Source organism: Vibrio sp. Y176, from assembly GCF_033438945.1.
Map to the genome: position 1 here is coordinate 1 of NZ_JAWOQS010000877.1, position 579 is coordinate 579.

Genomic DNA, 579 nt, shown 5'->3' on the forward strand with positions numbered 1-579 from the left:
TAGTGAGGAAGAAGGTCGTGCAGTTGAAAGTAGCGATCAAAGTGTATTGTTAATTCTGATGCTGAAATTGACTTCTGAGCGGTAATCTGTCTTCGGATTTGCTCGATTTTGGTCTGCGATTCTTGCAGGCGCACTTCCAGGCTTTTGAGCATGTGCACTTGGCTTCGGAAAATACTTGGATGTTGCGCTTCGGCAATGGCTCGGCGAGCACGTGGCAACATCGATTTCATTTCACTTAAAAATGAACAACGTTCGAGCAGTACGCACAGATGGTAAAGATCATAGAAGTGCGACAGTTGATTGCTGGCTAGTACCGCTCTGACTTGAGAAATAGCGGCTTTTAAATCACCACGAATCAGCGCGATGTGCGCGTCAATCAATGCAAATTGGGCTTTGAATTGTGAGTTCTTCTCTATTTCACCAATCAGTGGGTTTAATCCAAACAGGAGGTTTTCAAAGCATTGATTTGAAGGTGCATTGAGCGCTCTATATAAGTGGCAGCGCACAAAATTCAGTTTGGTGAAGATGCCGCCTCGGAAGGTATTTTCGTTCTTTTCGTAGTAGCGCTTAATGTAAGTG

Annotated in this window: 1 pseudogene; it reads right to left on the reverse strand. The window is 44.4% G+C overall.

What is annotated here, in order from left to right:
• Positions 1-579: pseudogene (locus R7O13_RS29175) on the reverse strand (response regulator); the annotation flags it as partial.